25 protein-coding genes are annotated in these 23,437 nt (G+C 58.4%); 22 read left to right on the top strand and 3 right to left on the bottom strand.

Going from position 1 to position 23,437, the window contains the following annotated elements; genetic code table 11:
- The first annotated feature begins 8 nt into the window (after positions 1-8).
- The 6 genes from QTA58_RS00310 to QTA58_RS00285 all read left to right on the top strand — a co-directional run bounded on the left by QTA58_RS00310 (position 9) and on the right by QTA58_RS00285 (position 5,331).
- The gene (locus tag QTA58_RS00310; protein WP_341850274.1) at positions 9-323 is read left to right on the top strand and encodes a DUF6074 family protein; all 315 of its coding nucleotides are present in this window, start codon (positions 9-11) and stop codon (positions 321-323) included.
- Complete coding sequence (locus QTA58_RS00305; RefSeq protein WP_289671248.1) at positions 320-1,423, top strand: hypothetical protein; 1,104 nt, start codon at positions 320-322, stop codon at positions 1,421-1,423. Before QTA58_RS00310 ends, QTA58_RS00305 begins: the two co-directional genes overlap by 4 nt.
- On the top strand, positions 1,420-1,950 hold the full coding sequence (locus QTA58_RS00300) for a ribonuclease H (protein ID WP_289671247.1): 531 nt from the start codon (positions 1,420-1,422) through the stop codon (positions 1,948-1,950). Before QTA58_RS00305 ends, QTA58_RS00300 begins: the two co-directional genes overlap by 4 nt.
- Before the next feature lie 79 nt (positions 1,951-2,029).
- Positions 2,030-2,539 (top strand): transcription termination/antitermination NusG family protein, encoded by a 510-nt coding sequence (locus QTA58_RS00295; RefSeq protein WP_289671246.1) that lies wholly within the window; start codon positions 2,030-2,032, stop codon positions 2,537-2,539.
- A gap of 610 nt (positions 2,540-3,149) precedes the next feature.
- On the top strand, positions 3,150-4,172 hold the full coding sequence (locus QTA58_RS00290; protein ID WP_289671245.1) for a nucleoid-associated protein: 1,023 nt from the start codon (positions 3,150-3,152) through the stop codon (positions 4,170-4,172).
- Complete coding sequence (locus tag QTA58_RS00285; protein WP_289671244.1) at positions 4,144-5,331, top strand: hypothetical protein; 1,188 nt, start codon at positions 4,144-4,146, stop codon at positions 5,329-5,331. The genes QTA58_RS00290 and QTA58_RS00285 overlap by 29 nt, the downstream gene beginning before the upstream one ends.
- 92 nt (positions 5,332-5,423) lie before the next feature.
- Here the strand turns inward: QTA58_RS00285 and QTA58_RS00280 are convergent, their stop codons facing one another.
- Positions 5,424-5,744, bottom strand: a complete 321-nt coding sequence (locus QTA58_RS00280) for a BrnA antitoxin family protein (protein WP_289671243.1) — start codon at positions 5,742-5,744, stop codon at positions 5,424-5,426.
- Positions 5,734-5,991, bottom strand: a complete 258-nt coding sequence (locus QTA58_RS00275; RefSeq protein WP_289671242.1) for a BrnT family toxin — start codon at positions 5,989-5,991, stop codon at positions 5,734-5,736. Before QTA58_RS00275 ends, QTA58_RS00280 begins: the two co-directional genes overlap by 11 nt.
- Positions 5,992-6,078: 87 nt before the next feature.
- Between QTA58_RS00275 and QTA58_RS00270 the strand changes: the two genes are divergently transcribed.
- The 13 genes from QTA58_RS00270 (at position 6,079) to QTA58_RS00210 (ending at position 19,641) form a co-directional block, all read left to right on the top strand.
- Positions 6,079-6,561 carry a DNA-packaging protein gene (locus QTA58_RS00270; protein WP_289671241.1) on the top strand — a complete coding sequence of 161 codons (483 nt, stop codon included), beginning with the start codon at positions 6,079-6,081 and terminating at the stop codon, positions 6,559-6,561.
- Positions 6,558-7,916 (top strand): hypothetical protein, encoded by a 1,359-nt coding sequence (locus tag QTA58_RS00265; RefSeq protein ID WP_289671240.1) that lies wholly within the window; start codon positions 6,558-6,560, stop codon positions 7,914-7,916. The genes QTA58_RS00270 and QTA58_RS00265 overlap by 4 nt, the downstream gene beginning before the upstream one ends.
- A gap of 11 nt (positions 7,917-7,927) precedes the next feature.
- On the top strand, positions 7,928-8,188 hold the full coding sequence (locus QTA58_RS00260) for a hypothetical protein (RefSeq protein WP_289671239.1): 261 nt from the start codon (positions 7,928-7,930) through the stop codon (positions 8,186-8,188).
- Between the two features lie 3 nt (positions 8,189-8,191).
- A complete protein-coding gene (locus QTA58_RS00255; protein WP_289671238.1) occupies positions 8,192-10,186 on the top strand; it encodes a hypothetical protein in 1,995 nt (664 codons plus the stop codon).
- A gap of 94 nt (positions 10,187-10,280) precedes the next feature.
- The gene (locus QTA58_RS00250) at positions 10,281-11,123 is read left to right on the top strand and encodes a hypothetical protein (protein WP_289671236.1); all 843 of its coding nucleotides are present in this window, start codon (positions 10,281-10,283) and stop codon (positions 11,121-11,123) included.
- 38 nt (positions 11,124-11,161) lie between these two features.
- The gene (locus QTA58_RS00245; RefSeq protein WP_289671235.1) at positions 11,162-12,322 is read left to right on the top strand and encodes a DUF4043 family protein; all 1,161 of its coding nucleotides are present in this window, start codon (positions 11,162-11,164) and stop codon (positions 12,320-12,322) included.
- Between the two features lie 58 nt (positions 12,323-12,380).
- Positions 12,381-12,776, top strand: coding sequence for a hypothetical protein (locus QTA58_RS00240; RefSeq protein WP_289671233.1), 396 nt, complete (start codon positions 12,381-12,383; stop codon positions 12,774-12,776).
- Positions 12,777-12,786: 10 nt separating this feature from the next.
- Positions 12,787-13,092 carry a hypothetical protein gene (locus tag QTA58_RS00235; RefSeq protein ID WP_289671232.1) on the top strand — a complete coding sequence of 102 codons (306 nt, stop codon included), beginning with the start codon at positions 12,787-12,789 and terminating at the stop codon, positions 13,090-13,092.
- A gap of 14 nt (positions 13,093-13,106) precedes the next feature.
- The gene (locus QTA58_RS00230; RefSeq protein ID WP_289671230.1) at positions 13,107-13,445 is read left to right on the top strand and encodes a hypothetical protein; all 339 of its coding nucleotides are present in this window, start codon (positions 13,107-13,109) and stop codon (positions 13,443-13,445) included.
- A complete protein-coding gene (locus QTA58_RS00225) occupies positions 13,445-14,872 on the top strand; it encodes a packaged DNA stabilization protein (RefSeq protein WP_289671229.1) in 1,428 nt (475 codons plus the stop codon). The genes QTA58_RS00230 and QTA58_RS00225 overlap by 1 nt, the downstream gene beginning before the upstream one ends.
- Before the next feature lie 163 nt (positions 14,873-15,035).
- A complete protein-coding gene (locus QTA58_RS00220; protein ID WP_289671228.1) occupies positions 15,036-15,713 on the top strand; it encodes a hypothetical protein in 678 nt (225 codons plus the stop codon).
- Positions 15,713-17,548, top strand: a complete 1,836-nt coding sequence (locus QTA58_RS00215; RefSeq protein ID WP_289671227.1) for a phage tail tip lysozyme — start codon at positions 15,713-15,715, stop codon at positions 17,546-17,548. The genes QTA58_RS00220 and QTA58_RS00215 overlap by 1 nt, the downstream gene beginning before the upstream one ends.
- The gene (locus tag QTA58_RS00210) at positions 17,545-19,641 is read left to right on the top strand and encodes a hypothetical protein (protein WP_289671226.1); all 2,097 of its coding nucleotides are present in this window, start codon (positions 17,545-17,547) and stop codon (positions 19,639-19,641) included. The genes QTA58_RS00215 and QTA58_RS00210 overlap by 4 nt, the downstream gene beginning before the upstream one ends.
- Here the strand turns inward: QTA58_RS00210 and QTA58_RS00205 are convergent.
- A complete protein-coding gene (locus QTA58_RS00205; protein ID WP_289671225.1) occupies positions 19,609-19,863 on the bottom strand; it encodes a hypothetical protein in 255 nt (84 codons plus the stop codon). The genes QTA58_RS00210 and QTA58_RS00205 overlap by 33 nt on opposite strands.
- A gap of 34 nt (positions 19,864-19,897) precedes the next feature.
- On the opposite strand from QTA58_RS00205, the gene QTA58_RS00200 reads away from it, so the two are divergent.
- From QTA58_RS00200 to QTA58_RS00190, 3 genes are read left to right on the top strand one after another with little or no spacing between them, the layout of a single operon-like run.
- A complete protein-coding gene (locus QTA58_RS00200; RefSeq protein WP_289671224.1) occupies positions 19,898-20,833 on the top strand; it encodes a hypothetical protein in 936 nt (311 codons plus the stop codon).
- 2 nt (positions 20,834-20,835) lie between these two features.
- Positions 20,836-21,183 carry a hypothetical protein gene (locus tag QTA58_RS00195; protein WP_289671223.1) on the top strand — a complete coding sequence of 116 codons (348 nt, stop codon included), beginning with the start codon at positions 20,836-20,838 and terminating at the stop codon, positions 21,181-21,183.
- Complete coding sequence (locus QTA58_RS00190; RefSeq protein ID WP_289671222.1) at positions 21,180-23,363, top strand: glycosyl hydrolase family 28-related protein; 2,184 nt, start codon at positions 21,180-21,182, stop codon at positions 23,361-23,363. Before QTA58_RS00195 ends, QTA58_RS00190 begins: the two co-directional genes overlap by 4 nt.
- The last annotated feature ends 74 nt before the right edge of the window (positions 23,364-23,437 follow it).

Genomic DNA, 23,437 nt, shown 5'->3' with positions numbered 1-23,437 from the left:
CAGAGCAGATGAGTAAGCGGAGCATGGACAGCATGCCTCTCTCAGACTGGCGCCCAGAGTGCCGGATAATCCCTTACCCGATGGTAAACAGGGTGGGAAAAATTCGGGATGTGGCAGCGAAACTGTTGGATAAGCCGACCGAAAAAAGTGCTTCGCACTATCGAACGGTTGTGACCGAGGCAATCGTTGCCAGTCTTGCAAAAATTGGACTTTCGGAAAACGCGATCGATGAGGAAGTGGGCTGCTTTTGGCAGGCCGTTGAACACGAAACTCGGGGGCATGCTTACGGCTGGCACGGCGATCCAGATGGAGGCGCCGCATGACGATAGCTGAACGCAAAGCGCCAGCTCTGACTGAAGCGCGGCACTTTCCCATTTTTGACAAACGTCCTCACGAAGAGTTCGTTGAGCGCTGGAAAGAGTATATCGCGGAAACCGGCTACCCCGAATTGTTCGAAAACGTCTCGACATCCCGCCCGTACGACATGGCAGGGATTGTGGTCTTGTCTGGCGAGCTGAAAATTCCACGTGTGCGCCGCCTTGATGGCGCACTGGTGCCTTGTCCGCTGTGCTCAGCAGGAGCGCCAAAATTTGAGATAGGCGTTCTAGCGTGGTTCCCGGCGGAAAGAACAATCATGTGCATCGGGCACGACTGCGCACGCCGGCATCTGGGGGAGGAATATGTAGCCGCCCGACAGGTCTATAATCGAGAATCAAAGGCAAGGCGGTTTGTCGACGTGTGGTCTGAGCTTCAGGAGAGGGCGCCGCGCCTGCGGGAAATCGGCTGGCAGCTAATGCCGATTGCAACAGCGATAGAGAATGCGAGGAAGCAGTTCGAGAACGAAGCTCCGGGATTTCTCGATGTCATCCATGGTGAGTACTTGATCAACAGCGGGCGGATTTCCACTGTCGTGGATACCGGGCTCAGAGATCAAAGGAGGAGGAAGGTCTACGAGACCGTCCAGATAGGCACGCTGGTCGGGCGTGAGTTTCTTGAAAATAAAGCCCCAGCGAAGACGCTCCGCGCCATTCTTCGAACCCTCGATGGCATTGACGAACCTCTGCCCAACTGGACGCCAGGAGACGAGAGCAATGATGCCCTAGATGAGATTTTGCGTCGTGGGCGTGAAATAATTCCGGCCATTCAGAAGATGAAGCTGGTACGGGATTATGTCGCTGACGCTCGGCTATTTCTCCACGAGAACAATCTGAAGCTCTTCGAACGCTGGGGAGAGCTGGAAAACTCGCCATTCGAGCGGCTGGAGTTCAGAAGAAGGGGATCGTGGATATTCCTGGATTCGGTCTCGTTCCATGGTCGGCACAAAGCCTATTTCCGGATTTCGGAAGACATGTTCATGCCGCTACCGGAGGCGAGTGATTCAAGCTTCTCGATCCACGGCTTCGGAAAGGTTGGTGAGTTTTGAGCTACGGGTTCCCTTTCAAGCGCAAGAAAAGCAACGCGCCGGCTATCGATCACCGCACATACGAAACCGGCCTCCACGTCTTTGCCGATGGGGCTTGCGAGCCAAATCCAGGCCCCGGCGGATGGGCATTCGTCGTCTTCAAGGATGGGGATGAAGTCCACTCCGAAGGTGGCGGTTTGGCGCAGACCACAAACAACATCATGGAAATGACCGGCGCCCTCAGGGCGCTGGAGTGGCTGGCAAAGAACTGCCCCGATAGGCAGGCAAGCCTTCACTGCGACAGCCAATACGTGGTCAACGGCTGTAACGACTGGCGGCATAGCTGGAAATCGAAAGGATGGACGCGCGGCAAGGAGGAGGTCAAAAACCTGGCTCTCTGGCAATTGCTCGATGCTGCGCTTGAGAGCTATCCGCTTCGATTGACGTGGTGCAAGGGCCATGCCGGCATCAAGGGCAATGAGCGTGCCGATGCGCTCTCCGTCGAAGCCATGCGTGACGTGACGACAGCAGCGATTGGCTCGCACTGAATGTGGGGAGCAGCGAGGGGGTGCGGAATTCATGCAAATCAGGTAATGTAATTTCATTACCCAAAGACGAGGGTGTCTAATGGAATGGTATGTGACGCGAACGGTGCCAGGGCAGTACAAGCGGGCGCTGTCCGAGTTGATGGAAGCAGGGATTGAAGCTTATTGCCCGATGGTCCGGCGGGAAATCCGACATCATCAGACGAAAGCCTGGATCATGCGGGAGTTCCAGCTTTTCACGGGGTACATATTCGCAAAGCGGGCGAATGGGGTTTTCTTCGAGGAGCTTCATCGTATGCGCTACGTCGGGTCGGTGCTTGGCGGCGTGAACGGCCCGATATCGATCGCTGACACAGAGGTGAGGGCTATCAAGGAGGCTGAGGAGCGAGGCGAGTTCGACATCCTGCGGCCTCCTCCGGTCACTACGCTGAAGCCGGACAGCCGCGTCTATATTCAGTCCGGTCCGCTAGCGGGTCACTATGCGAGCGTGGTGAAACCAAAAGGGAAGAAGGCCATCAAAGCTGTGGTTGAAAGCCTTGGGAATGCCCGTGAAATCGAATTGAGCATTGCAAATCTCAAGCTTGTCGCTTAGATTGTGCGCAACTTATTTGTGCCTGATGCAGTTGGGGACCATCGAGCCACCCACGGGGCCATAGGGGGAGCTAGTTGCTCCTCCGCGCAGCCCGCATTGCATTTGAAGTCCTCCGCTTTACTGGTTGATGAACATCCCACCCTGGGGCGGATGGCATAGCCAGGCGGTCAAGCGTAGTGCGCGAGAGCATCCGGTAGAGGCGCCCTCGCGCGGTTGATCAGATCGAGCCGAATGCCTTCAGGATGGCCAGAGCCAACGGCAAAGCCGTGATCAGGTTGATCTGCAGTCTGATTGAGAGATGAAAGTTCATTAATGACCTTTCGGTTTGGAGTGATGCCGGCAAATTTGCCGGTAGGGTTTGATACGGCGCGGATGGTTGAGATCACCAACACATCGCACGTTTTCTTCACTGTCGGACGGAGGTCTAAAAACGTCTAGTCCGGCTCGCGGATCCTTTATCCGTATAGGAGGCGATAAGCCGCGTGGGCAGAGATTGGCGCGGTAGCTGTGTCCTGGCAATGAAGGAGTTTCCTGAGGCCCCAGCCGTAGCCTGTTGGCATCCGGTGTAGACTCAGACTAGTCTACAACCGCTGCTACATGGGGGGAATGCATGGCGAACAGGATCGTGAACGCTCAGATCCATGATCTGGTGCGTGATGAACAGGGTTTTAGAGTTGTTCTTGGTAAGCCAGACTTTGAGGTGACAAAGACTGCACAATGGGTGATCGACAGCCTATATGAATTGTACCGGCGCAGGTCGTCCAAGTCTCACGGCAAATTCGCAGCCAACGATGATCTCTATCCCACTCAGCGGCAGATGAAGCGGTATGTTGAGGGCAAGTTCAAGGACTTCGTGGCCTTGACCACCGGCCTTATGGAAACCCTGAAGATGCAGGCGGGACATAAAGGTGCGGCCACCGGTGGCCATGTTTTCTTTGCGCACTTCCAAGCTGAGGGTAAAGACTTCCTCCTGGTTGCGATTATCAACGAAAAGCTCGGCGCAGCTATTACAAAGGATCTCGACGTCCAAGATGTGCAGCACCTTGACCTAGACGGTTTCAAGTTTGCCGGGCGAATCAACATTAGTGCCTGGGCTAAACAAGAGGAGCGTTACATCAGCTTTTTAAAGGGCAAAGGAAACGTCGCAGACTACTTCAAGGAGTTTCTCGGTTGCGAAACACCAGTGCTTGAGAAGCAGGATACGCTTGGCTTGGTCGCTGCTCTCAAGAGTTACGCTGACGAACAGAAGATGGAGCAAGCAGAGCGCGATCTGTTTCTCAAGAAGGCGAAAGACATATGCACCGGGTACTCAGCTCGACGCGAAGAACTGAGTTTCGAAGCGTTATCGAATCAATTGGTTCCGGACGCTCCAAGGAAGCTCCTTGATGCTCTTACTGATCCAGACCTACTGCTTAACGACCAGTTCGTCCCAGATCGTCGAGCGTTAGGGTCTCTAGTCAAATTCCAGGGTCATGCTAAGAACTGGCGTATCGAATTTGACCGCGATGCCATCACCGGCGGCGAAATCAAGTTTCATGCTGCCTCAAATTCACTGACTGTCACCAACCTCCCTGAGGATCTGGTTGCCCAGCTCAAAGACGAATATGGCAATGACGAGCCCAACGTTCGATGATCTCATCAAGGTATATCGACGGCTAGCTTTTCGTGAGGTTGGAAACGAGGCGGCATACCTCCTGAGCGACGCTGAGTCGCTTTCTCTTATCAAACAGCTAGCGGATGAAACTGCGACCACAGGTATCCATGCTCTTGTAGACCTTGACCGAGCAAAGATTGGTGACGAAGTCATACTTGAGGTTACAAAGCCGAAGCTTCACCTGGGGGCCTTCGCTAAGACTTTTGATGAGCTTCTCCTTTATCCAAAGGCTAGGCTCCGAGAATACGATGCTTACTTCATAGTTGACGGAGCAATTGAACGCAATTCGGTACCCGAGGCGGATGTTCAACGTCGCTACCGCCTTTGTTTGAAACTACTCTCCCTCCTCATGCAGGCTGCATCTTATTTCGACGAGAGTCGGGAGGAGCTAGTATTCATCGAACAGGCGAAAACCGTAGTTCCTGTCGCGTATGATGTAGACACCTTACTTCAAGTAGATATTCGGCAAGTCGCGACCTTGATCGATCTGTTTCAAGGCGACATCCACCTCGACCAGAAGCTATCCCTTTTAGCAGAATCGGTCACACGAATAAGCGCAGCTCACCCGCTAAATAGCCGTTTCCGATACCTCCTCCTGAACCTGGAGGTCGTGGCAGAAGACCTAAGGCAGGGTTATCGGCTATTTGCGTCGAGCTTTTCCTACTCAAAAATTCGGAACGAGATCGAGACAGCTCGGGTAGAGTACCTTGGAAAAATCCACAAGACCATCGTGGACATCCAAAACCAGCTGTTGGGGATACCGGTCGCAACGATTATCGTGGCATCCCAACTAAAGAATGTCAGCGAATGCGGCCTCGTCTTCTACACAAATTGGGCGGTGGTCGCAGGCGCCTGGATTTTCCTTATTCTCCTAACGGTCGCTATAGTCAATCAATGGTTGACCCTTTCTGCTCTTCGTACGGAAATCGGCAACCAACGGGAAAAGCTTAATCGTGAGTATGAGGCAATCGGCACAGAATTCGCAGACCGCTTCAATGGATTGCTCACGCGTATATGCTGGCATCAGGCTGGCTTAGTAGTGGTCTTGTCTATCGCTACCGCGGGCGCATTTTTCGCCACCATCGCGTTCAACAAGGTTACAACGCCAACGATCTCGGCCTGCATGGCGGCAGCCTAGTGGGGCACCGGCTCCTGCCAGCCCTATGTTGATGATTTCGTCATCCCGAACCAATTCGACGAAATTCGTCGCTTTAGTTTTGTGAGGCAGTCTTACAGGCCGGCAGCCTTACGTAGATCATCATTCATTCGGCTCTGCCAGCCTTTGCCGGTTGCCTTGTAGTGGTCGATAACATCGGGATCGAGGCGCAGAGATACATGCTGACGAGGCTTCTCAACGGGAGGTCGGCCGCGCCTAGCTCTTTCCCGGTCAATGCTTGCTGCCAGCTCAGGTAGAGCTTCACGGAATGGCCTACCCTTGGCAAGCTGCTCATCGGTAGCTTCCGGGGAGTCCGGATCGGATGCGATAGCCTTCTGGATTTCGGCTTCTTCCGCATCGGTTAGCGGGCGTTTCGCTGAAAACTTAGTAGCCATGGGTTTCCCTTTCCTTCCTGCTTGCGTGCCGCATTGAGATGACGGAAATGGCTTCCGATCCAAGCGGCTTGAAGATCACGACGAGGATGATCTGGCCTTTGAATTCACCGATCGCCATGAGGCGGTCGTCCTTTGCTGGATAGATCGTCGCGCCTTCGAAGAAATCCATATCGAGATCGGCAAAGTCGAGGCCGAAGTGCTTCTCGATATTGGTCAGGCGCTTGTTTTCGTCATAAGTGATCTTCATGATTTTGTGTAGCACATTTAATGTGCCGCGCCAAGAATAAAAGTGCTACGTTTAATATTTTGTGGCACGGAAAATAGGAGTTGACGAATGGCAGATCGCGATCCTGGAACGGGTCGCTTCCTCCCCGGCAACCGCTTTTGGGAGGCGCGTTCCTCTCATGGTGCAAAGCCCAAGTTCGAAAACGGAGACGACTTGTGGTCTGCCTGCTGCGAGTACTTCGAATGGATTGAGTGCAATCCTCTCTATGAGGACAAGGTCACGTCCTTCCAGGGCATCAACACCCATGAGCCGATCGCCAAAATGCGAGCGATGACGTTGCAAGGCCTTTGCCTCTTCATAGATATCGACTTCTCGACATGGGTCGAGTGGAAGAAAAACCGTTCCGATTTATCCAACATCATCTCGCGAGTTGAGGCTGTCATCTATCAGCAGAAGTTCGCCGGAGCTGCTGCGGACCTGCTGAATCCGAACATTATTGCCCGTGATCTTGGTCTTGCCGACAAGCAGGAACATTCCGGCGACATGACCGTCACGTTCCAGACCGTGTACGAAGCCGCGCCTGAAAAGTGACCATCCATCAATTCCGTGTTCGCTGGTATCAAAGGCGATTCCACGAGGCGCTTGTTCACCGGACGCATGACCGACTGATTGCCATATGGCATCGACGCGCCGGCAAGGACGAGATTGTCCTGAACGCGATGCGGGAATTGGCCTGGAAAGACCCGGGTACATACTGGCATTGCTTCCCCGAGCAGAAGCAGGCGCGCAAGGCCATCTGGAACGGCGTCAACGGTCACACGGGCAAGCGAAGGATATTCGAGTCCTTCCCGCCTCAGATCATCAAGCGCATGCAGGACGATGACATGTTCATCGAACTGAACAATGGCGCGACGTTCCAGCTCATCGGCTCGGATCGGTACGATAGCACGGTCGGCTCCGGTCCGAAGGGGATAGCCTATTCGGAATGGGCGCTGAGCAACCCGAGCGCGTGGGCGTATCATTCGCCGATGATCCGAGAGACCGGCGGATTTGCAGCGTTCATCACGACGCCGCGCGGCAACAACCACGCCAAGACGATGTATGACAGGGCGAAGGGGAACGACGGCTGGTTCTCTGAGCTGCTGTCGATCAACGACACGAAAGCGCTGAGCGAAACCGATCTGGCGGAAGCGCTGCAAGAATATCAGGACATGCACGGCATCGACCTGGGCCGGGCAATCTTCGAACAGGAATATCACTGCTCCTTCGCCGGAGCCATGGTCGGCGCGTATTGGGGCGCTGAGATGGCGAACGCGGAACGTGAGGACCGTATCCGCTGTGTCGAGATAGACGAGCGATATCCGGTTCATACCGCGTGGGACTTGGGCAAGGCGGTGAACAACCCGATCTGGTGTTTTCAGGTCATCAAGGGCCGCCCCTACATCGTGGACTTCTACCGGCCGGAATCGGACGACGTTGCCGACTGGTGCAAATGGCTGGACGATCGAGGCTATCACGGCACGGATTACGTTCCACACGATGCGATCAACACGGAATGGGGATCGAGCAGGACGCGCATCGAAATCCTGACCTCGCTCAAGCGCAATCCTCACAGGGTCGCTAAGGTCTCGGTTGCCGATGGTCTTTCAGCCGGTCGCGAGACGATCAAGCTTGCTCTCTTCCACAGAGGCGAAGACGAGCGCGGCACTCGAATGGAACTCGGTGTCGATGGCTTGAAAAACTATCGCCGGGAATGGGACGACGAGTTGAAGACGTTCCGCGAAAACCCGGTGAAGGATTGGGCGGAGCATATAGGGTCTGCCTTCCGCTATCTCGGCCTGGCATGGCGAGAAGCAGCCAAGGAAGAGCCGCCAGAGCCAAAGCGGCATCAGGATTACCGGCCCGCGCAAGACCCAGCGGAAGCCAACGACTGGATGACATACTAGGAGCGCATACCATGGCAGCAACGAATCCTTATGGCGCCGATGTCGATGTGCTCGGACCCGCTTCGAATGCGGAGGCCGTCACGCCAAGCGACAGCACGGACCTGACGCATGTTTCGCGGGGCCTGTATGTCGGCGTGGCTGGCGATATTTCCGTCATCATGCGCGGCGGCCAGACCGTGACCATTTCCGTGCAGGCAGGCCTTCATCCGCTTGCCGTCTCCCGCGTTCGGGCATCCGGCACGACCGCGACCGGCATCGTAGCGATCTGGTAAGCCATGCTCGGCAACCACACCGGCTATACGCAAGGCAGCGGACCGGCTCAAGGGCCGACTGCCGCGACCTATGAGTCCGACCTCTCGGCCTTGAAGAAGGGATACCTCGCGTATCTCGAAACCAAGAACGAGGAGATCAAGGAGCAGCAGAACGCGCGCCGGTATTACCACGGCAGCCAGTGGACCGATAAGCAGATCAAGGCGTTCAACCAGCGCCGTCAGCCTGTCGTTACGTACAATCGCATCGGCAGGAAGATCAACGCGGTTGTGGGCCTCCTGGAAAGGCAAAGGCAGGATCCTCGCGGCTTCCCGAGAACGCCGAAGCATGAGGAGGGCGCGGAGATTGCGACCGCCGTGCTTCGCTATGTCTGCGATGAGCAGGATTGGGCGAGCAAATCACCGATCTGCGGGCTTAACGGCGCGGTCGATGGTATCGGCGGTGTGGAGCTGCTGCTTGAGCAGGGCGACAGGGGAGATGTTGAAGTCGGGTTCGAGATTGTCGATCCTTCCTCGTATTTCTACGACCCTCGCTCGCTGAAGATGGACTTCTCCGATGCCCGCTATCAGGGCATGGGCAAGTGGGCTGATCTTGAGGCAGCGATCGAGCAGTTTCCGGACAAGGCCGATGAAATCAGGGCATCGCTGGAAAGCGGCTCGGAACTGACCAGCAACCCGGACACGGACAACAAGTGGTATTCGACCGGCGAGAACGGCAACCGCATCCGCATTGTCGATCACTGGTATATCAGGAACGGGCAATGGCGCTGGTGCATCTATACGGGAGCCACGATCCTGGCAGAGGGAGAAAGCCCGTTCATTGATGAAAAGGGCAACACCTTCTGCAAATACATCATGTACTCAGCCAATATCGACCACGACGGAGACCGCTACGGTTTCGTGCGGAACATGAAGTCGTCGCAGGATGAGATCAACCAGCGCAGGTCCAAGGGGCTGCATATCCTCAACAGCCGCCGCATCATCATCCCGACCGGGACAGGCGCCGATATCGAGAAAATCAGGCGGGAAGCGGCACGCCCTGACGGTGTCATTGATTTTCCTCAGGGCTCTCAGTCTCCGCAGTTCGATGATTCCGCCAAGGGTACGGAGCTTCAAGGGCAGATCGCATTCCTTGAGGACGCAAAGAACGAGATCGAGAACTACGGCTTCAACCCGGCCCTGATCGGGCAGGGCGTCGATAAGCTCTCCGGCCGTGCGATGCAGATACAGCAGCAGGCGGGGATTGCCGAGCTTGGCCCGTATCTCCTGGCCTACAAGGGCTGGAAGCTCCGGGTTTACCGGGCGCTATGGAACGCCATTCAGCGCCATTGGACGGCAGAGCGGTGGATTCGCGTGACGGATGACAATCAGGTCGCGCAGTTCTTCGCGGTCAACCAGATGGGCATTGATCCGAATACGGGCATGCCGACGCTGGTCAACGCTCTCGGCTCGCTTGACGTGGATATCATCATCGATGAAGGCCCCGACACGATCAACATGCAGCAGGACGCCTACGATACCCTGACCGTTATGGCGACGAAGGGCCAGAACGTGCCGCCAGAACTGCTGATCGAGCTTTCGCCGCTTACAGGTTCGGTGAAGAAGAAGGCGCTCGATATCCTTGAGAAGGCCGCTAACCAGCCTCCGAATCCTCTGGCGGTTGCCGGGGCCGAAGCTGAGATTGCCGAAAAGCAGTCCAGCGCCATTCTCAAGCAGGCTCAGGCCCGCAAGGCGATTGCCGATGCTGGTACGGCTGGAATGACCGGCGAACAGGGCCCGACCGATATCGAGGTTGCGCAGGCGCTGGCCGAAATCCGCAACAAGAACGCCTCGACAGAAAAGGTTGTTGCCGAAACCGACAAGATCAGGACGGAAACCGCTCTTGCTCCGGTCGAGATGGCAAACCAGCAGATCGAGCAGGAGCGCAGCCGCGAAGAGCGGATGACCGTTCACAAGGATACGATGCGTCAGGCATCCCAGGATAGGAGCCGCCGTCCTTAACGGGCGAAAATAGTGCCGCCGACTTGAGACGGGCGACAAGCCGCCGCCGGGCCACGGGCGAATTCGTGACTTCCAACGACATCGGAGAGCATCAGTGAATGAACTGGACGAAATCATGTCCGGTACTGGCGAAGCCATGCCGGCCGCTCAGCAGGAGCAGAAAAACGATCAGCCCCGCGACGATATCGGGCGCTTCGCAGCCAAGCAGGAAGAACAGCCTGCCGTTGTCGAAGAGCCCGTGGTTGCGGAACAGCAGCCGGTACAGGAGGAGCAGCACGACAAGGGCGGCATTCCTCCAGCGCGGCTGAAAGCAGAAGCGGAAAAGCGCCGGGAAGCGGAGGCAGCAAACGAAGCACTTCGGCGTGAACTCGCAGAACTTCGCGGCATGGTCATGGCCCAGCGCCAGCCCGCGCCGCAGCCGCAGCAGGAACAGCCCCCGGCATCCCTCTGGGACGATCCGGATGCCTACCTGAAAAGCCAGCTCACGCCCGTCCAGCAGCAGATGCAGGAAACGCGTGAGATGTTGTGGGAGCTTCAGGCAGCCCAGCTTCACGGAGCCGAAAAGCTCGCCGCAGCGAAGGAAGCCGCAAACGCTCTATCGGGGACGCAACAGGGTCGCGCTCTGCACCAGCAGATCATGGCCGGCGGTAATCCCTACGACAATCTGGTGAAGTGGCACACCCAGAACCAGCTCATGCAGCGGATCGGCAATGATCCGGACGCATGGCTGAATGCCGAGATCGAACGGCGTCTCAGCGATCCAGCCGAACAGGCGAAGATCATGGAGCGCATTCGCGGCACGGCTTCTGCAAACACCAATCGTTCACAGCCTGTCACCAACCTTCCCCCATCCCTCAGCCGTCTTCCGGCCGGTGGCAACACGCCTGCCGACAATGACGTGAGCGACGGGGCGCTTTTCAACTTCGCTACGCGGTGACCTGACACGGCGCCGCCCGTCTCAAAAGGAAAACGCACATGTCCATGACCACGGTCCAGGACAACAACAAGCTTGTTGTCTACACCAAGGAAATCAACCGCGAATTCGTTCGCGAGAACATGTTCTCCCCCTACATGGGGCAGGATCTGAACGCCATCATCCGCATCCGTCAGGAGCTGAAGAGCGGCGGCGAGCAGATGAATATCCCGCTCGTCACCAAGCTTCGCGGCAAGGGCAAGGGCGCCGGTACTCTCGTCGGCAACGAAGAGAAGATCGACAACTACGGCATGCGCCTGTGGATCGATTGGGCTCGCCACGCCGTCGCCACAAAGAAGAACGAGCAGCACAAGGACTCTGCCGATGTGTTCGGTGAGGCAAAGCCGCTCCTCTCGGATTGGGGCAAGGAACGCCAGCGTGACGACCTCATCGAAGCCTTCATGGCTCTCCCGGCCGAAACCGCGCCAGCGGGTCTCGGCTCCGACGACGGCGACACCATCAACGGCATCCGCTACGAGGCGGCCACAGCAGCCCAGCGCAACACCTGGAATGCGGCCAACTCCGACCGCGTGCTGTACGGTTCGGCCGTCAGCAACTACAACGCCACGCATGCCACGGCTCTCGCCAACATCGATACGACCAACGACAAGGCAAGCTTTGCCCAGATCACCTTGGCGAAGCGTGTCGCGAAGCTGGCCGATCCGGCGATCAAGCCCTACAAGACCAAGAACGGCTACGAATATTTCGTGACGTTCGCAGGCACCAACGCCTTCCGCGACTACAAGAACGATCCGACCATCATCCAGCTCAACCGGGACGCCCGCGCCCGGGAAGGCAACGGCATGAACAACAACCCGCTGTTTCAGGACGGCGACCTGTTGGTCGATGGCGTGATCATCCGCGAAGTCCCGGAAATCTCGCAGTACGTGACCAACGTCTGGACCTCGCTCCTCACGGCCGGCAACTCGTCCGCTCGTGTCGAGCCGGTGTTCCTCTGCGGCCAGCAGGCGGCGGTTCTCGGCTGGGGCCAGATGGCAAAGCCGACGTTCCGCAAGGAAGACGACTACGGGTTCATCACGGGCGTTGGCACCGAAATGGCCTTCGGCGTCTCCAAGATGTTCAAGAAGCACCCGATGGACGGCACCAACCTGAAGCAATGGGGCGTCGTCACCTGCTTTGTCGCTGCCGCGGCTGATGCCTGATGAGCGATAGGGCGGCTTCGGTCGCCCTTCATCTTTCTCCGGAAAAAGGAACAGGACCATGGGTCTCAATCGCAAAATCCCGGCTCGCGATGCCGGTACGCAGCAAGTGCATTTCATCCGCAAGACGATCGGTGTCGCAGACATGGGCGCCGTCGTGAAGCTCGGCACCATCCCGGCCGGCGCTCTCATCCTCAAGGCGCTGTCGGGCGTCCAGGTCAATACGGTGTTCAACTCGGCCACCACGACCGTTCTCGACATCGGCACGTCGGCGGACGGTGACCTCTACGGCACCGATCTGGACGTGAAGACCGCTGCGGCTTTTGTGCCGCTGGATGAGGCGGTCAGCATGGTTGTCACGTCCGATACCGAACTGACGTGCCAGCTTGCGGAAACGGGAACGGCGGCAACGGCCGGCTCCGCCGTCGTCGTTATCGCCTTCCTCCCGAACAACTGAGGAACCGATCATGGCTAAGGTCAAGTACAAGCCCGGCACTACCTCGCAGTACGGCTATGATTTCGCGGATGGCAAAGCCGTCGAAGTCACGGACGCCAAGCACCTCGCGAAGTTTCGCGGCAACCCCTTCTTCGAGGTTATCGAGGCCAAGGAGCCCGCGAAGTCTGAAGATAACGAACTGAAGGCCGTGCATCGCGGTCGTGGCTCGTTCTCGATCATGCAGGGTGACAAGGAATTGAAGGAAGGCCTCTCGAAAGAGGATGCCGACGCCTTCAACGCCATGTCTGACGGCGAAAAAGCCGAATACGTGAAGTAACAGGACCGGCGGCGATGAAAACCAGACAAGACCTGATCGAGCGAACGCTTGATCTCCTCAACGTCATTGCCGCCGGTCAATCCCCAGAGGCGGAAGATGTCCAGCAGATCGACAAGCTGATTGACGGCAAGATAGCCGAACTGAACGCCCGCGACATCTATTACACCTCCGACACGACGCAATTCGAAGACCAGTATCTCGACGCGCTGGCAACCATCATTGGCGACATGGCCGCCCCGGACTTCGGGCAGGCCCGCAATGAAGAGCGTGTGCTGGCTGCGGTCAATCGCATCCGGGAAATGAAGCCATCGACCTACGTTCCCGGTTCCACGCTCCAGGTTGATTATTTCTGATGGTCGAGATTGTCTTTCCGATCACGACGGCGCCAGGGGAGCGCCCCGGCGAGGGTGCCGGCCGTCTGATCAACTGCTACGCCGAGAAATTGCAGGGTGGCGCAAGGGCTCAATATGCCCGTCGCCGTTCTCCAGGACTGCGCGCCATGGCTCTGAGCGAGCACAACGGCATGCGCGGCATGCATTTCGACGGCAACGGAACGCTCTACATCGCGCAGGCGGAGAGGCTGTCAAAGGTCACGGTGGTGCTTGGCGAATTCGCCGTCACCGATCTTGGCGAGCTTCCTGGAACGGGAAGGGTGACATTCGCACGCAACAACAAGGCTCCGGTCCCAGATATCCTGTGCGTGACGGAAAACGACGTTTACGTGGTGGACGACACGGCGCCGCCTGTTTCGCTGGGAGAAGGTGATCTTCCCCAGCCGCTCACCGTCTGCTTCCTGGCCGGCTATTTCATCTTCGCCATTCGCGACGGGCGGGTGTTCTTTTCCGCCATCAACGATACGACGGTTTCCGCGCTGGACTTCGGCAAGGCCGAGAACCGGCCCGGCGGCATTTATGGCGCTTACCCCTATGGCGAGCTTCTGTTGCTCTGTGGTCCTTCCTCGATCGAGGTATGGCAGAACGCGGGGAATGCGACAGGCTCGCCGTTTTCCCGTGCGGCGGTCATCCCGCGCGGTATCGCTTCGACGTTTGCCATAGCTGGTTTTGAGGACGGGTTCTCGTCCATCGTTTTCGTAGGCGACGATAACGGCGTCTATCTCCTTTCTGGTGGGTACACACCGACGAAGATTTCGACGCCCGACCTCGATCGTCTGATTGAGAAGGTGACGGACAAGACGACGCTTGATGTCACGGTATCGGTGACCTCGGGCCATAATTGGGTCGCCGTGACCGGCCCGGGCTTTACGTGGGAATACGAGGTTCAAACGGGCCTCTGGCACGAGCGCAAGAGCTACCAGATACCGAACTGGCGAGCGATTTGCTCCGCTCAGGCTTTTGGCGGGTGGGTGGTAGGAGACCGCGAGACGGGTCAGGTCTGGATGCTGGACGCCGCTTACCAGCGCGAAGGCCTTGAGCCTCTGGTGATGAGTGTTTTTTCCCAGCCGGCGAGTGGGTTTCCGAACCGCGTTTCCATCCCAAGAGCGGATTTTGACTTCATCGTCGGGCAGGGTCTCGTGGCCGGTGAGCAACCGATCGAAACCGATCCTGTCGTTCTGATTTCGTGGTCCGATGATGGCGGGAACGCCTTCGGAATACCTGTCCAGAGAAAATTGGGCCCGGTCGGTCGCTTCGGTAATCGGGTGACTGTCAATCGCTGCGGTGTCGCTGGCCCATACGGGCGGGTGTGGAGGCTGGATATCAGCGATCCGGTCTATGCGTCCCTTCAGGCTGGTCAGATGGATGTGGATCCAAGGTCACGCTGATGGCTACGAACCTCACGCCGTTACCCCCCATACCGCCACCTCAAGAGCCGATGGTTGACCCGAGGACCGGGCGCGTCACCCAGACTTGGTACCTCTACCTGAAGAGGGTGGACGATCATATCCGCGATATCGAACGCCGCATTGATGATTTGGAGACGCCATAATGGGCTTTCTTGATTCCCTTCTTGGTTTGAATGCCGGTGACCCGACCATCAAGGCCGCGAAGAAGAACAGACAGGTTCTCTCCGATCTGGAGCGTACCGGATTCGGCTACATCAACAGCGGCGAGCAGAAATCTGCGGGAGCACTGAACAAGGCGATTGCCGGCTATAACCCCTATACCGCCGCTGGCGCGGATGCGGTCGGCATGTATTCCAATGCGTTAGGCTTGAACGGAGCAGATGGCAGCGCGGCTGCCACGGAAGCCTTCCAGACCGGACCCGGATATCAGTTCGCGATGGATCAAGGCACGCAGGCGGCGCTTAGAGGAGCGTCGGCGGCCGGGATGCTGAACAGCGGCAACACCCTGACTGCCTTGACGCAGTACGGACAGGGGCTCGCCAACCAGGAATACGGGTCATGGCTGGACCGGCTTTCAGGCCTCACCGATACCGGCCTGTCGGCAACCAACGGTCAGGCGAATGCCTATGGTGGGCTGGCGAGTCTGTATCAGGGCACGACGGACGACCGTCTCAGCCTCGCAAGTGGTGTCGCTCAAGGCCGCATGGGGCTGAACAACCAGATGGCGCAGGGGCAGACGGCGAATAATTCCGCGCTTAGCGGCCTGTTCGGCAATCTCGTGAGCGGCGGGGCGAAAATCATCAGCGGAGGGCTTTTCTGATGGCAATCGCAAGCCTTCTTGTTCCTGGCGTCTCTATTCCGCAGCCGAACACCTCATGGCTTGCCGATCTCGGGGAGACGATCGGAGACGGCCTGAAGCTCCAGCGTCAGAACAAGTCGTTCAACCGGCTTGCCGATCTGATCGGAGAGCAGCCGGATGCCGCCCCCATGGCCGCCATGCCGTCTTCTCCGCAGTCGTTCGCCGCTCCGGTTACACCGGTTGAGCGTAGCGCTCCGCAGGGCAGCACCTACCAGCCGTTCATCGATACGGTCAGAACCCGCGTCAACAATCCCTATGCGCTTTCGGCAATCGCCGCGACGGGCAGGGCGGAAAGCGGATGGAACGGCGCGAACGCTGACCGCACGTGGGCTGATCCGTCGCAATCGGGGCAGGCTGGCACGTCGGGGGGTATCCTGTCGTGGCGCGGTCCTCGTCTGGCAAGCCTCCAGGCCTATGCGAAGAGCAAGGGCGAGCAGGGGAACGGCTCTCCCCAGACGCAGGCGGAATTCTTCCTCCAGGAAAACCCGCAGCTCATCGAAAGCCTGAACAACGCCAAGTCCCCACAGGAAGCGGCTGACATCATGGCGAACGCATGGCGCTTTGCCGGATATGACAATCCCGGCGGCGGCGAAGCTGCACGGCGCCGTGCGCTGGCGCAGAACTACTATGCCCAGGAATTCGGCCGTGGGAATGCCACTTCGGCGGCAATCGATGTCGTTGCGCCTCCGTCCGGCTCTATCGGCGGCTTTGATGCCGATCGGTTCGGCTCTGGAACCCCTGTCCAAGGCCGCGCAGCGCTTGCCGGCGAGCTTGCCGCGACCAACCAGCCGCAAGCCTATGTCGATCCCGTCGTGTCGGCTCCCAACTCCGGCGCGCCGATGCAGGCGGCAGATGCCTCAGGTATGATTGCGGCGGGTGTCACGCCTGTTGCACGTGGCGGCGTCCCGATCTCGATCATTCAGGAAATGCTTCGCGATCCGAACCTGCGTCAGGCAGGCCTTCAGCTCTGGCAGCAGAACGTGACCGGCAAGACAGCGGAGCCATGGCAGTTCGTCACGCTCCCGGATGGGACGTTGGCAAGGGCGAACCAGCAGACGGGTGAAGTCCAGACCGTCGGCCGTTTCCCGAAGGCTGCGAGCGGGAATGGCCTTGGGGCGAACGAGGCTGGTCTGAATCTTGTTTACGGCCAGGACGCAGAAGGAAACACCGTCGCATTCCAGCCGCTCAAGGGCGGTGGCTTGCGCCGGGTAGAACTGCCGGAGGGCGTTATCCTCACACCCGGCATCAGCAACATCGACACCGGAACCGGAACGCTTACGATCAACAATCGGACGGGCGCACCGATTACCCGGACCTCGAAGGATGTTTCCGGGGCCGCCCAGCAGAAGAAGGAAGGGGAAAACACCGCCGAGGCGATTGCCGCTCTTCCGCAGGTGGAGGCCTCCGCAAATCAAATGCTGGCGTCGATCGACAGCCTGGCGAACGATTCCTACCTGCCTAACATGCTCGGGCCGTATAACAGCCGCCTCAAGAACATCTCGGCGGATTCGGAGCGGGTTCAGTCCAAGATGGACCAGATCGGCGGGCAGTCGTTCCTCCAGGCCTACAACGCGCTGCGCGGCGCGGGGCAGATCACCGAAGAAGAAGGCAAGCGAGCCACGGCCGCGATGGGACGTTTGAACGTCGCCCAGAATGAACGCGACTACCGAGAAGCCTTGGCCGAATTGCGGGCCGTTGTTCAGGGCAGTCTTGATCGCGCTCGCAAAAAAGCCGGGTCGAGGACGCCGACCGGAAACCAGACATCGTCGGGCGTGACATGGAGCATTGAGGAATGACCGTTCTCAACATTGCCGGTCGCCGGGTAACGGTCGATGATAGCTTCAAGAATCTCACGCCGGAGCAGCAGAACGCTACGGTGGAGGAAATCGCCAAGCGGCTCGGGGCATCAGCGGACGGAAACCCAACGCGACCAACAGTCAAAGCCGCTGTTTCTCCTGAGGAGGATGAAAGAGATAACTTTTTGGCCAAGGCTGACACGTTCATGCGGGGGGCCGCCGACACGCTCTCTTTCGGTCTCGCCGATGAAATCGCCGCTGGCGGAGATGCGCTCTTCAACCCGATCTTCGGCACGGGGGAGGGGGGCGGCTCGATCTCCGAGCGTTACAGCCGCAACCTTGAGCGCCAGCGGGCCGTGGACGCCGCCGACAGCCGGGATCGTTTCGGCTATCGGCTCGCCGGACAGATCGGTGGCGGGTTGACTGGTGGCGCGGGGCTCGCAAGATCCGGCCTGTCGGCAACAGCCAACGCAATCGAGCGTGGGGCGAGCCTCGCCCGTGTTGCCGGCGCCAGTGCCGGTGAGGGGGCTGTCCTGGGAGGGCTTCAGGGATTCGGCAGTGGCGAAGGCGGTTTCCTAAATCGTCTTGGGTCGGGCGGCGTAAGCGGCGCGGTCGGTCTTGCGGGTGGCGCCGCGGCGCCTTACGCCATTGCAGGGGGTGGAGCATTCCTCGGTTCGCTCGCTGCTCCTATCATGGCCCGCTTGCGACCTGAACATGCTGCAAATCGCGCTCTTGCAACCGCCATGCAGCGTTCGGGCAAGACGCCGGAGCAAGTCGCAAGAATCCTCCAGAGCGCCGCGGACGACGGTCAGAGCGAATACGCTCTTGTCGATGCCTTGGGCAACGCCGGCCAGAGAATGCTTTCCTCCGTGACAAGAACCCCCAACGAGGCTCGTCAGGAGGTTATCGAGCAGCTGATGAGGCGGCAGGGAGGGCAGGGCGACCGTCTGGCCAATGCATTGGCGGAGGGCTTCAACGCGCCTGACACCGCGTTGCAGCGTACGGCGCGCCTGACACAAGCCCGCGATACGGAAGCCAATGGACTTTATGAGGCCGCGAGACGGCAGGCCGGCGCTGTCAATGTAACTCCGATCATCGAACAGCTCGACGAGACGCTGCAGCCCGGCGTCAATCAGATCGTCAACCCTCAGAACAATATCGCCTGGGATGATATCGAAACCGCACTGGCCCGGGTGAAATCGCGTCTCACGGACGGTAATTCGCAGATCACCGACTTCAACGCCCTCTTTCGCGTGAAGCTGAACCTCGACGACACCATTGCCAAGGCTGAAGCTCAGGGGCTTGGGAATAAAGTCTTCGCGCTGCGAGCCGTGAAACGGCGAGTCGACAATGCCTTGGAAGAGGCCTCCCCCGCGTTTCGCGAGGCCAACGATACCTTTGCCCGCCAAAGCGGAGTGATTGACGCTGTGGACGCAGGTAGAGCGGCCACGAGCGGTCGCCGCCGTGCCGCAGACACGATCGAAGAATTCAGCGCGATGTCCCCTGATCAGCAGGCGGCATACCGAGCCGGCTATGCCGATCCACTGATCGCCCGTGTGGAGGGAGCCGCGTCTTCTCCGACGACGAACAAGGCTCGAATGCTGATGACACCAAAGTTCAGGGAAGAGTTTCAGGCGGTTGCCGATCCCGAACAGGTCACCAGGCTGGGACGCCGCATTGGCCGTGAGCAGCGCATGTTCGAAACGATCAACCAGGCGACGGGAGGTTCAAGGACGGCTGACAATCTCGCCGACTTCGATGATCTCGCGAATTTCGACCCGACCCTATTGTCCAACCTGATGAAAGGACAATGGAAGACCGCGGCTCTCACTGCTGTGACCAAGGCTTTGAACGAGGGAAAGGGCCTTCCGCCCCGTGTTATCGAACGCGTCGGTCGCGCACTGATGGAGACTGATCCGGAACATGCCCGGCGCCTGCTGACAGTCGCCAGCAGCACGAAGATGGATGACAACGCAAAGCGCGGAATGGCTACTGCCATCCTCAATTCGATGACGACGAGCGCGCCACCTCGTATTCTCGGTCAGGATCGGCGGCCGCCCCTAGAAATCAGTGTTCCGGTTCCGGTCAGGTGATTTTCGGCGCCAATTGGCAGGCACCTTGTTACCGGTCAGGTCGATCGCCCATCCGGCTAATGTACATCCCAGACCAAGCCCCAGTGCCAGCGAAACCCAATCGATCTCGCGCGTGAAGATGTTCAGCGCGAGGATCACTCCGATCACCGGGAATACCCACCGCCATGGCCCGGGGCCACGGTCAATCTTCGGCTCTTCGGGGTCATGATCGATCATCTTCATCGGAAAACCATGCATCAACCAGCAGGAAACCGCAATGAGTGGATTCTGGCCGCAATCCTTTTCCCAAATGAATGACCTGAACGGCAAGCCGATCGTCGGCGCCAAGGCCTTTTTTTATGAGGGCGGCACCACGACACCGATTTCCGTGTTCAGGGATTACGGGCTTCTTACGCCGCACCCGAACCCGCTTTCGACAGACGGCTTTGGGCGGTTCCCGGCTGTCTACATGGATGAAGAGGATGGCTTTTACCGTGTCCGCGTCACGACCTCCGGCGGCGTCATTCTCTACGATGCCGATCAAATCCCGATCATTGGCCCGACCGAGAGCGGGGGCGGCTCTCCGCCTGCTCCTGTCGATCCAAACGCGATCTACAAGACCGGTGACCTTAAGGTCCGATACGGAGAGGGCTTCCTGGAAGGCTACGTCCGGAGCAATGGAAGGTCTATCGGCACGGCGACCAGTGGCGCAACTGAGCGGGCGAACTCCGACTGCCAAGCTCTCTATGAATTCCTTTGGAATGCCGATCCGAACCTTGTTGTTGCTGGCGGTCGGGGAGGGAGCGCCGCTGCCGATTGGGGAGCGAACAAGCCGCTGGAACTTCCGGATTTCCGTGGCAAGGCCATCGTTGGTCTTGACGACATGGGCAACATTGCCGCCGGCATCCTGAACGCGGCTACCGTTCTCGGTTGGAGAGGCGGCAGTGAGACACATACTCTGGTCGTGGACGAGATGCCGTCACACAATCACTCTGCAACGGCAGTCCCGGCGGGCGGCCACTTTCACAGAATTCCAAAAGGCGGTTCCGGCGGCGGCCAGGGAGCCCAGAACGGCCCGACCGATAACACTTATTTCGACAGCGAGCCCGTAAACGACCACACGCATGGCGTGACAATCGGCGCAAGAGGTGGAGGCGCGGCACACAACAACGTCCAGCCGTCTCTTGCCATCACCGTCTATATCAGGCTTTGACCATGTATCAGGCCAATCTCTCTCCCATCTCCAATCGTGCTGACTGGTCGCAACCCTTCGAAATTGTCGATGATAACACGGGCGAGGCCATTACCGATTTCACGGGCGTCTCCGTTCTTGTCGAGGTGCGCGAGCAGGGCTGCTATTCGCCTCGCCTGTCCGCCAGCATAGAAAACGGCAAGATTACCGATCTCGGCAATGGCGTCCTGGAATGGACTTTCCTCCGCACCGAAATGACCGGGCTTTGTGCCGGGACATACGAAATCGGCGTGACGATCGAGCGCGACGATTACACCACTCAATACCTTATCGGCACCCTGCCAGTTCTTGACGGGATCGTTTCCAGATGACCAGCCTTCGCCTTCGCGTCCTTCCCCGCTACCCTGCACGCATTTCCGGAACCAATGGCCTCACCGTCGATCGGGAAGACGCTGATCTTGTCGTGAAGCCTGACTACGAGCAGTTGGCTGTTGTGCCGGCGGTGCCGGATCAGGACGAAACCTTCTTTCAGGCATGGACCCGGGATATCGACAGTTACAATATCATCCCGTTTTCCTCGCTGGTCGCGAACATTCAGGATGTCATCATCGGCCCCAATCTGGCGGCTATCGATCAGGTGACGACGGGTTCCGATGTCGGAATCTATTATACCGGGGAAGGTGAGGCGGCGACTTATACCGTCTCGTCCTTCATGCGCGACCTGTCCGCCAGCGAAGACGATGCAGCATTCAAAAGCGCGCTCGGGCTTGGATCGGCAGCTGATGAAGACGTGAATGCTTTTGCAACGGCGGCAGAGGGTATCCTCGCCTCAACGGCCATGCAGCCCGCCACCTACGACCCCACGGGCAAGAACCAAAACGTCTACGCACAAGCCTTCCGCGACGACTCCCCCCGCTATTTCGGGGCAACGGGCGATGGCACGACGGACGACACGACCGCTTACCAGTTGGCGGAGGCCGGTCTTTCCTCCGTCTTCCTCCCGGGCGGCAATGTTTTCGATATCGAGACCGCCATTCCTGCCAAACCTATCCACGGCCCGGGCTCGATCATCTCTGATGGGGTGACGCTGGATGGAGCGCAAATCCTTCATTACGCCGACCGCTCTTCGGTCGTCGTAATCCCCCGCACCTACACTGACGACGATTGGCTTTATGAGGAGTTCCCCGCCTCATCGAACCAGGGCAACACGATGTTCGGTGCGGGTATCCAGAACACTCTGGATTCGAACACGGTTCGAACGACGGCGTTCGGCTCCTTGGTGTTGACCAAGGCCCAGAACGTGGATCGAGTGAGCGTTTACGGCCAGGGCGCTATGCGAAATACTAAATTTGCGCAGCGCATTGACGGCTTCGGCTCACTCGTGATGCAGTGGGGCGGCGCAGTTCTCACCGACGATACCAGCGGAAAGTTCTACCACCATGATCTGATCTTCAACGGCGGTGGGGCAATGCTGGTATTGGGTGATCCCGGCGCGTACACCCTCAACCCGGCGTGGACTGCCAGCAATCTCTATGGTCTCCCGTCTTCGGTTGGACAGGCGATTGTGGATTGGATCAATTCCGATCCGTGGCCAACGTCGAATACCGACTTTTCCTACAATCAGGCGTTCGGCCGTGATGCGCTTTGCGAAATCATCAAGGGGAGCGGAAACGTTGCGGTGGGCTACCGCGCCGATTCTCTCTTGCTTCAGGGCAACGACAATACGGCCATCGGCAACAACGCGCTGTTCAAGCTTGTCTTCGGCGACAATAACACGGCGCTTGGCAAGAATGCAGGCTGGCAGCATCGGACAGGCAACGGCAACACATATCTGGGCCGAAATGCCGGTTACTCTCACGATGCAGGCGGCAGCTCCGTCTTTATCGGCAATAACGCGGGTAATGGTTCGGGCGGTGATCTCTTTACCGCCGATTGGTCCGTTTTTATCGGCCAGGATGCAGGTGTAAACCCCGATGGAACGGTCAACGCAAACCTATCCAATCGTCTGTTCATCCAGGATCGATTTACCCGCAGCCCGCTCATCTCTGGCGACTTTGCGAGCGGAAAAATCGGCGTAAACCTGCCGATCGCCAACCCGTGGCGCGGCATGTTTCACCTGTTCCAGGGCGCATCCGGGCTGAATATTTCAGATGTCGCCGCCACTGGCGCAGATGGCTTCGTCCTTGAGAATAGCGCTCATACGGGCTTCACCATCTTGACGCCGAACACGCAGATCGGCGGGCTCTACTTTGCTGACCCCGAAGGACTGCAGCAGGGTGGCGTCTCCTACAACCATTCCAACGATCAGCTTCGCCTGAGGATCGCGGGTTCGAATTCCTTCGTAATTAGCACGACCCTTGCTAACTCGCTGGTCCCTTTCGCACGCAACGGCATCCAGGTTCTGGACACCCGGCAAACGGGATGGGGCGCCCCTACCGGTACGGCCACACGCACGACGTTTGCCACCAGCACCGTGACGCTCCCACAACTGGCGGAACACGTCAAAGCGCTTATCGATGACCTCACCTCTCACGGACTTATCGGAGCATAAAGGAGAAAGACATGAGACACTCGATGTTTGGGCAGTTTACCATGGAATGGCGGGGCTCAGGGGACGAGTCGCTC

Source organism: Neorhizobium sp. CSC1952, from assembly GCF_030378245.1.
In the GTDB taxonomy this organism is placed as follows: Bacteria; Pseudomonadota; Alphaproteobacteria; order Rhizobiales; family Rhizobiaceae; genus Neorhizobium; species Neorhizobium oryzae_A.
Note: the sequence above shows the minus strand (reverse complement) of the source record. Positions and strands in the feature narration are given on the sequence as shown.